The 9,514-nt window shown below is 43.0% G+C and carries 10 protein-coding genes; 9 read left to right on the top strand and 1 reads right to left on the bottom strand.

Features of this window, described 5'->3' with window-relative positions; all coding sequences use genetic code 11:
- The 9 genes from IQ274_RS35765 to IQ274_RS35725 all read left to right on the top strand — a co-directional run.
- A partial coding sequence (locus IQ274_RS35765) for a hypothetical protein (RefSeq protein WP_194145178.1) occupies window positions 1-220 on the top strand: 220 nt, incomplete at its 5' end.
- 85 nt (window positions 221-305) lie between these two features.
- Window positions 306-764 (top strand): hypothetical protein, encoded by a 459-nt coding sequence (locus tag IQ274_RS35760; protein WP_194145180.1) that lies wholly within the window; start codon window positions 306-308, stop codon window positions 762-764.
- Between the two features lie 18 nt (window positions 765-782).
- Window positions 783-1,370, top strand: coding sequence for an MT-A70 family methyltransferase (locus tag IQ274_RS35755; protein ID WP_194145177.1), 588 nt, complete (start codon window positions 783-785; stop codon window positions 1,368-1,370).
- 25 nt (window positions 1,371-1,395) lie between these two features.
- Complete coding sequence (locus IQ274_RS35750) at window positions 1,396-2,196, top strand: DUF5131 family protein (RefSeq protein ID WP_194145176.1); 801 nt, start codon at window positions 1,396-1,398, stop codon at window positions 2,194-2,196.
- A gap of 119 nt (window positions 2,197-2,315) precedes the next feature.
- The gene (locus IQ274_RS35745; RefSeq protein ID WP_194145175.1) at window positions 2,316-3,767 is read left to right on the top strand and encodes a hypothetical protein; all 1,452 of its coding nucleotides are present in this window, start codon (window positions 2,316-2,318) and stop codon (window positions 3,765-3,767) included.
- Between the two features lie 125 nt (window positions 3,768-3,892).
- A complete protein-coding gene (gene dnaB, locus IQ274_RS35740) occupies window positions 3,893-5,257 on the top strand; it encodes a replicative DNA helicase (RefSeq protein WP_194145174.1) in 1,365 nt (454 codons plus the stop codon).
- A gap of 45 nt (window positions 5,258-5,302) precedes the next feature.
- Window positions 5,303-5,683 (top strand): hypothetical protein, encoded by a 381-nt coding sequence (locus tag IQ274_RS35735; RefSeq protein WP_194145179.1) that lies wholly within the window; start codon window positions 5,303-5,305, stop codon window positions 5,681-5,683.
- 5 nt (window positions 5,684-5,688) lie between these two features.
- A complete protein-coding gene (locus IQ274_RS35730; protein ID WP_194145173.1) occupies window positions 5,689-6,081 on the top strand; it encodes an ASCH domain-containing protein in 393 nt (130 codons plus the stop codon).
- A 21-nt stretch (window positions 6,082-6,102) separates the two neighbouring features.
- The gene (locus tag IQ274_RS35725) at window positions 6,103-7,260 is read left to right on the top strand and encodes a DNA cytosine methyltransferase (RefSeq protein WP_194145172.1); all 1,158 of its coding nucleotides are present in this window, start codon (window positions 6,103-6,105) and stop codon (window positions 7,258-7,260) included.
- Between the two features lie 221 nt (window positions 7,261-7,481).
- On the opposite strand, the gene IQ274_RS35720 is transcribed toward IQ274_RS35725, so the two are convergent.
- The coding region (locus IQ274_RS35720) for a PAS domain-containing sensor histidine kinase (RefSeq protein WP_194145171.1) at window positions 7,482-9,514 on the bottom strand (2,033 nt) is incomplete at its 5' end.

The raw sequence follows: 9,514 nt of genomic DNA, 5'->3' as shown, positions 1-9,514 counted from the left end.
CCAGAAAGATGTACTCATTGAAAAACTAGCTAAGAAATTCTACGCGATCCAAGGCTATGTAGTCCCCGAATCATATCGGATGCAATCAGCTACACATCCAGCAGAAAGAGCGTGTGTGGCTATGGCTATTTTTGCAATCGAAGAATTTGAATCTATCAAAGATGAAGGTTCAGATGAGGATGATGACGAATATGAAACTGATTGTTTATTCCCTGAATAACGTTCGTTGCCACGGGTTTAATTGAAGCGCGAGTAATACACCTTCCTAAATATTTTCTTACAAATTACAAGATGGTTAAACGGATATGAAAGCCATAGTCACAGTCGTTGAAAAAATCTCATCTGAAGCTCACATTGATATTCCTGAAGGTTTAGCAGAATTAGGCATTAGACAGCACGTTGTAGATCATTACAACAGTGGCGAAATGCTTCCTTTACTGAATATTTTCCACGTTGATTTTGAATCTATCAGCGTTCACATTGGTAAAAAACTCCAAATCACTTGGCAGCCCGGAAAGCCTTGGAGTCCAAAATGTCCTTATTACTTTTGCAAACTTGGAAGATTTACTTTGACTCTGTTAACTGACACAGAGCAAAACTTAACTCGTACAGAAGTTTATTTTGGGCATCACAAGCAACTTATTTATACATCACAAAAGGAGATATCCAAAGAATTGGCAACAGTTGAACTCCAAAATTTCTTAAGTGGATTAGCTGTTGAACTTCAGACTTTAAGCCACATTGAATTTCAAGAACAAGTTTGAAAATAACAGGAGTTAAACATGAGACTAACAACATTAGAAGGTCAATACCAGTGCATCGTGATTGACCCTCCCTGGTTCTATCGGCTGAGAAATCAGGATAAAACTCACCGAAACCGCATTAACTACAAGCCAATGCACATAGAAGAAATACTGTCATTACCTGTTCCCAACTTAAGCGATTGCACGGGGTCAGTTCTTTGGCTTTGGTTCACCAACAATCACATGATTGAAGCCGCACACTGCTTAGAAACATGGGGTTTTAGCTTGAAAACTATTCTTACCTGGGAAAAAGTTACTAAGAGCGGTACAACCCATCTGGGTACTGGTCACTGGCTACGTAACGCAACTGAACATTGTGCTTTAGCTGTACGAGGTAATGTCAGGGCGTTTGCTGGACGTTCGCTTACTAATGAATCATCACTAATCCATGCACGACGACGTGAACATTCCCGTAAACCAGATGAATTTTTTGAACTAGTAGATAAACTCTGCCCAGACATGACGAAGTTAGAAATGTTCGCTCGTTCTTCTCGTGATGGTTGGGATTGTTGGGGGGATGAAGTCCAAAAGTTTGATAGTGAAACAAATGTTTCTTTGAGTGCATGAAAATAGCATTATATAAAGGGTAATTATGTCAACAAACATAGAATGGACAGACCAAACAGAAAATATCATCCGTGTCAAAGGAGGCGGTTGGTGGTGTCATAAGAAAAGTGAGGGTTGTGCAAATTGCTATGCAGAGAAATTAAATAAAAACTCTTTCTTTGGCGGAAACAAGCAACCCTACTCTGGGCAACCACCAGAGCTAGTGTTAGATACAGAAGCTATTCGGAAATGGGGATTCCAAAGAAAACCTAAGAAGCATTTCGTTTCTTCAATGACTGATGTTTTTGGTGAGTGGGTTCCGCGTTTTTGGCAACATGAAATGCTGGACGGAATGTTCGTTGCTCCCAATCAAATATTTCAGATTCTCACCAAACGCCCAGAAATTATGCTGTTATCTATGGATGAATGGCTTTCTTGTCATGGACTAGACAAGTTACCTTTAAATATTTGGTCAGGAACTTCGATTGAGAATCGCCGCACTTTAGAAGAACGTAGTCAATTTCTTGCTCAAATTCCGGCTTTAATTCGGTTCTGGTCAGTTGAACCATTGTTAGAAGATTTGGGCGATATCACTCACTACTTGAATGATGTTCAGTTAGTAATTGTTGGTGGTGAATCTGGCCAAAATTCCAGACCATGCCACATCGAATGGCTCGAATCGATTGTCCAACAATGTCACGCGGCTAAAACACCTGTGTTTGTGAAGCAGTTGGGGGCGAATGCAATATTTCGGGGACAGCGATTCAAAACCCGCGACAAGAAAGGGGGAAAAATTGAAGAGTTTCCTCAACATGTGCAAGTTAGACAATTTCCGTTTGATGCGTGAATAAAGCAAAACCCCCGCCTGTAGCGCAGTGCGGGGTCAGAATAAACTCACAATTTTTGAGGAATGGAGATTATAACCATGATTTTAGCAGAAAACATGATTTTTGGAGGTCTAGAAAGATGAATTGGCTCTCTGATCAAAACAGTTTTCTAGCCTGGGAATCGCGTTCTAGGGACACGATAGAAGTCAAACGTTGTTATGTAGACGTGGCTGGTGGTGACTTAATCGCTGGAATTTTACTTAGTCAGATCATCTACTGGCATTTACCGGATCATGAAGGGCAATCCCGACTCAAAATTGAACGTGATGGGTACAAGTGGCTGGCTAAAAAGCGTGATGATTGGTGGAAGGAGTGCAGAATTACAGCCAGACAGTTTGATTTAGCTACTAAGCTTTTGCAGTCCAAAAATCTGATTAAAACTGCAACTTATAAATTTGGAAATAGCCCCATAAAACACATCCGCATTGACTGGGAAAACTTCTTGAATGAACTACAAGCTGTTGTACAAGCTCCTCCTAATGCTCCTGAGCGGATTAAGACAACATTTGCCCGTTCTGACCAAAATGGTAATTTAACAAAATGTCAAAGTCCAAGTTTACAAAATGGTGAGTTAGAACTTAACAAAATGTCAAATTTAAAATTAACATTTTGTCAAGATGATCTAATAGATACAGAGATTACTTCAAAGATTACTTCAGAGATTACACACAATGCGCCCCTGGCTTCGCCACCCGCGCCCCCCACCCAAGAAAGTGTGTGTGAAAAAGAAGAACTTGATTTAACAACGAAAGAAGTTGAACTTGAAGAACCAACTTCAAAAAAACCAAGCTTAGAAGAACCAACCCCAGAAAAACCAACCCCACAACAACCCACTTCGTTGTTAAAAAATTCCGGGTCTTTGCAACAAACCGATAACACCTCATGTAGACCAACTATTGCGGCGGGGTTGTTCGATAAAAAAAACGAACAAGCAAACAAGAAACCAAGCAAACCAAAATTTCAGTCGATTGATGATTTGCTCAATCACATCTTGCTTGACCCCGGCATCTTGGCATCTGAGCCTTTACCCGCAGTTTACAGAAATGAAATCAAGCTCCGTTCTTGGCGTTTCCCCTGGCGTACTTCTTGCAGAGACAACATTTACCAAACTTGCGATCGCCGTTTGGTGGAGTTAATCGCCAAGGAAAGAGCCGAGTGGGACAAGGTTAATTGGCAGCAAAAAGTCCCCACTGTGATCAAATCAATCAGCAATTTGGAGGTTAGTAAAGCTGGTTTAGAAGAACTGCTGGTTTATTGGTCAAAAGTTCTCTCTTCATCTACGCCACAAACTGAAGAATCAAAAGCCAATGACCAACCCATCGGTTACTACTCAAATCGTTCTCTTGATTGGCATAAAGCGACCTTCAGTGAACTTCTAGACCGCATGGATGAAGTTGGCAAGGACAAAGCGATCGCTTCTTTTAGCAGCCGTTATGACCAACAAGACCCAGGTGCAACGCTCAAATGGTTGAATTGGTTAAAACTTACACATCCCCAAATGTATGTGTACTTACATCCGCAAGCTGCATGAGTTGAAGTCGGAATTCGGAAGTATTTTTTCCAAATTCAGCTTTCTTCCTGACTTCCCCTGCTCCTGTTCTTCACTCTTAACTTGCGACTTCCGACCTCCGAATTCCGACTTCTCTTTGAGGATTTATGACACAAGACAAAACAAACTTCACATCGCAACAAGACCGCTTACCCCCACAAAGCATTGAGGCTGAAGAAGTAATACTTGGTGGCATCATGCTCGACCCAAGTGCCATGAGCCGAATCAGTGATCGCTTGGTGGCAGATGCTTTTTACATCAATGCCCACAAAGACATTTATCAAGCAGCCTTACGACTGTACAGCCAAGGATTACCAACGGATTTGCTTTGCGTCACCAACTGGTTGTCTGATAATGGCTTATTGTTCCGTATCGGTGGACGCAATAAACTGGCCAGTCTGGTTGACCGTACTGTGTCAGCTGTGAACATCGATGTTTTAGCTGACTTGGTAATGGAAAAATACCAAAGGCGGCAGTTAATCCTTGCTGGCACGGAGATTGTTCAACTTGGCTATGCCACCGAAACCGATTTACCTGTAATTCTCGACGAAGCCGAACAAAAAGTCTACTGCATTAAGTCTGAGCATTCTGCCTCTGACTTGGTTCATATTTCTCATGCCCTAGCCGACACTTTTACCGAAATTGAAGCGCGTCATGCTGGTACAGGCTCACCAGCAGCAAGCAGTGGATTTTATGACCTGGACAGTATACTCGGTGGTGGTTTTCGCAAAGGACGGTTGTATGTACTGGCTGCTCGTCCTTCTGTTGGTAAATCCGCTTTGGCTGGTAATCTCGCTCTCAATGTTGCCAAAACTGGGAAGATGCCGATCTGCGTTTTCAGCTTGGAAATGTCTACTGATGAGTACGTACAGCGATTCTTGAGCAGCGAATCTGGCATTGAAAATAACTTCTTGGAAACTGGGAATGTCTCTGACAGGCAGTGGGAACCTTTGAGCGTGGCGATCGCACAGTTAAGCGAACAACAGATTTTCATCAACGACGAATCTTGCCCTTCTCTGAATGAAATCCGTAGCCAAGTCCGCCGAATTTCATCCCATTACGGTGGTGTTGGGCTTGTCATCATTGACTACTTACAACTGATGGCTCTTGATACTGATTCACGGGTGAACATGGCTCAACGAGTCGGTGAAATCAGCCGAGGATTAAAAAGATTAGCCAAAGATTTGGATGTGCCTGTACTTGCTTTGTCCCAACTCAACCGCGAAGTTGAACACCGTAACGATAAACGACCTGTACTAAGTGATTTAAAAGACAGTGGTGCTGTTGAGCAAGACAGCGATGTTGTAATCATGCTTTACCGCGAAGAAATGTACAACCCCGATACCCCAGATCGTGGCATTGCTGAGTTAGTCGTTCGCAAGCAACGCAATGGCCCCACTGGTACAGTCAAGCTTTTATTTGACCATCAGTTTACCAGATTCAAGAATTTATCTCGTGGTCGTAGTTTTTAAGGCTCTACTGGAGGATAAACATTGTCTTTTACGCGGGAACTGAGAATGATTGAAACTTACCAACAACTTTTACAACAATGGGCAGCTCTTGCCCCTGATGAATGCTCTACTACTGACCAGGCTTACAGATTTAAGGTAAAAGTGCTGCCCCAAGTTGAAAAATGTTCTTTCGATAACCCCTGGCGTTCGGTTACTTCCAAAAACCTTACTTGGCGACTTCATGTAGCTGAAGATGTAATTCTTAGACAGTTGAATTTTGTTCTTCTAACAGTTCTACATCGCTGTTCTGTCCGTCAGTCCAATATTCATTTCACTTTCGTAGAGCTTGGAACTATTGCCACAATCTGCAATGGGCTGAAGTCGCAAATACATCCGCATCCGGCACTTGCAGCTTTAGACGCATACATTCAATTACTGGAGTTTTAAACACGGTGAAAGCGATATCCGTTCGTCAGCCTTGGGCATGGGCAATAATTTATGCTCTTAAAGACATAGAAAACCGAGGCTGGCCCATTCATTATCGCGGCGACATTCTGATTCACGCCGCCAAAACCTGTACCAAAAAAGAGTACCAGGTAGCGAGAGAATTTTGTCAAAGCATGGGGGTAGTAATCCCAGAGTTAATCTCTCTCCGTCGCGGTCAAGTCATCGGCATTGTCACAATAGTTGATTGCAAGTTTTCACAAGTTGCGTCTGGCTGGGGGATGCCTGGGCAATATCACTGGAAGCTGGAGAATCCGCGAGAAATTACGCCGATTCCTTACATTGGGCAGTTGGGACTTTTTGAAGTACCAGATGAACTGGTCATGGAGGTGGCTGCATGACTAAACCAGTAATAGCTCCCCATGATTCGCACACTAAAACATCTTGGGGCAACCAGGGAAGATATTACCTCTTTTATCAAAAAAGCGAAATCCAAAAAGACATCACCAAAATTAGATGTCTGCAAAAATTTTGATAACACGAAAATAAAACCAGTCCTGCCAAATGATGCCCCGATCGCTGTAGTACTGTTCGCTGGTGGCGGCGGAATTGAAGCGGGGATGGTTGAAGCCGGGATTCGTCCAGTTATTGCAGTGGAGTTTGACCCAAGCAAACCAGACTTGAGCAGGGCGATCGCTCTCAATCATCACCGCAACTTTAGCGAGTATGGCTGTAAAATAATCCAACTAACAGTCCAAGAAGTAGCACAGTCAGGATTTCTAGGTTTTCCCCACCGCCCCGACTATCTCCATGCCTCCCCGGTATGCGCCAACTTCAGCCAAGCTCACACAGCTAAAGCGGGTAAGGGTATTGAAACGGCTGACGATCTGACGGCTGCGTTGGCTGTGGCAGAAGCCATCCGACAGTTGCAGCCACGGGTGTTTACTCTCGAAAATGTCCCACGCTATCAGAACAGTCAGAGTTTCAGTATTATTCTGTCAGCTTTAGAACAAGAGGGGTACTCGGTCAATTACAGCGTGGTCAACATGGCTGACTTTGGGTTGCCCCAGGCACGGCGACGGTTAGTTCTGGTTGCCAGTAGAGGTTTGAGCGTTGCAATACCTTCGGGAGCTAAATCTTGTGGTTGGTACAAGGCGATCGCGCATCTCATCCCCAGCATGGCCGATTCCCAACTACTCCCCAAACAACGGCAAGCGGTAGAACAATTTCTGATGGCTAACGAACCAACGCCATTGCTGATTGAACGAGTCGGAGGGCGAAAAGATGTGAAATACAAGCCTGCACATTTACCTTGCAACACGATACTGCGATCCCGCTTCACCGACCACAAAGGTTGCAACCGTAGTAGGTTCGCTGATATCTGGTTGCCGGATAGTACGGTCAAATCCTTGTCTATTGAAGGGACTGCAATCTTGCAAGGGTTTCCCGGTTGGTATGAATTCCCCGACGAGACTGCTACGGCGGGGTCAATTATCGGCTACTCTGTACCGCCCAGTTTTGCAAGCCAATTATTTATGTCTGCACGAGAGATTCTTCACTCTTCGGCAACAGTTGATTGAGCTTTGAGTGCGGAAACAGCAGACCAGTGCAGATATTAAGCCTGTATTGTTTCGAGAAGATGGGGAATTTCTGCCACAGGCATATCGCCCTTGCGGGAGGTGGTTGAGCGTTCGTCTTTGACGTTGCCGATGGCAGATTTGGGTTAAGTTTGGGAGCGGGTGTAGGTCTGTGGTGTGCGATTGGTTGGTGGCGGTTAACTGAAATAACACTTTCGACCAAGTTAACTTTGAGCCTGAGCCAGAATCGGTAAGGTAATCACAAATTCTGTTCCAACGCCTGGGGTAGAATTCACATCCAAAGTTCCACCATGTTTTTCTACAACAATAGATTGAGCGATCGCTAATCCTAATCCTGTTCCTTTACCAACACCTTTGGTAGTAAACAAGTCGTCAAATACTTTTTGTTTAATTGATTCACTCATCCCTTGACCATTATCAGCAATCTTCACCTCAACCTGTTTGTTTTTCAATGAGGTGCTAATCATAATCTGATTAGGATTGGCTTTAATCTCCCTAAAACTCCGGTCTGTATTTGATTCATCCAAGGCATCAATAGCATTCGCTAGTATGTTCATAAATACCTGATTTAATTGCCCTGGAAAGCATTCTACTTCAGGTAAATTACCGTAGTTTGTGATCACTTCAATCTTCGGACGTTGCTCATTTGCTTTCAGACGGTGTTTGAGAATTAGAATGGTACTATCAATGCCTTGGTGGATATTGAAAGGTATTTTGTAGTCTTGATCGGCACGGGTGAAAGTGCGGAGACTGGTACTAATATCTTTCAGCCTGTCACAGGCTATTGTCATTGAATCAATCATTTCGGGTAAATCTGATAAGCTATATTCCAAGTCAATTTCTTCGGCATGGATGAGAATTTCATCTCCTGGAGCCGGGAACTTTTTCTGATAAAGCTTTAAGTGGTCAACAATATCAGCAAAGGTAGGTTTAGCTTGTTTTACACTGGCAGCAATAAAGCCCAAAGGATTATTCATTTCGTGAGCTACTCCAGCAACCAATTGACCAATAGAGGACATTTTTTCGCTTTGAAGCAAATGAGCTTGGGTGCTTTGAAGTTCTTTAAGAGTCCGCTCTAAATCTTCCGCTTTTTGCACCAAAGTTTCTTCCGCAGCTTTGAGTTCGCTGATATCCCTTGCAATCGTCGAGAAATATTCAACTTCCCCCTCAGATGATTTGTGAGCAATAATCAGTTGGGATATGGGAATTTCTCGTCCATCTGCTTTTAAAACAGCCGTTTCCCCAACCCAATCACCAGCTCTAACTGATTCTGGTAATCCTTGATTCTGGATAATCTCATTTGCCCATTTCGGATGATTTTGGGACAAATTTCTCTTATAAAGCGATTCTTGTTCCCCTAGCCCCAACATTCTACGAGCTGCTTTATTAAAGTAAAGAACCTGCCCAGTTAAATCAGCAGTGCTGATAAAGTCTGGTGCTGCTTCTAGAATTGCTAACAACTTCGCCTGTTCTTTCTGGGCTTGTTTATGCTCACTAATATCACGAGCTACACCAACAGTCATTACCACTTGACCTAGTTCGTTGCGGATCGCAGATTTGATTGTATGGAATAGGCGTACCTCGCCATTGTACCGAGTTACTGGCTCTTGGGGAATTTCTAGGGTCTGTCCACTTTCAAATACGTAAGTATCATCTTTGATGTATTGCAGGGTATGATCTGCTTCGCTGAAGGGTGCATCAATCATATTTTGAAGCTCTGACTCACTCATCCCGTAATAATCACGAAATGCCTTATTTGCCCAAATTATTTGAGATTTAGCACCTTTAACCAGTACCATATCTGTAATTGCATCAAGAATTTGCTGATAGGTCTTTTCGTTTTCGTGCAGAGCGTTTTCAAAAGACTTTACTTTTGTAATATCCTGCACTGTTGAGACAATACTAATTACCTTGCCATCCGCGTTAGTTATCGGAGTGTGGCACCAATCACAAATAATCACTATTCCATGTTTTGTCAGGTTCTTACTGAGATTATTAGCTCCCACTTTCTCTTCAATTAATAACTCCATTATTTTGATGGCTTGTACTCTCTCACTTTCTGGCACAATTATTTCTGATACCTGACAACCAATCACTTCGCTTTTACTATATCCAAATAGTTGTTCAGCAGCCAGATTCCATTCTATTACTTGAAACGCTGTATTCCACTCAATTAAAGGCAAAGGATTTCGTTCTATAAGTAATAAAAGTTTATCTTGCAACTGTTTCAAATCTG

The organism is Nostoc sp. LEGE 12447, from assembly GCF_015206985.1.
Lineage (GTDB): Bacteria > Cyanobacteriota > Cyanobacteriia > Cyanobacteriales > Nostocaceae > Nostoc.
Note: the sequence above shows the minus strand (reverse complement) of the source record. Positions and strands in the feature narration are given on the sequence as shown.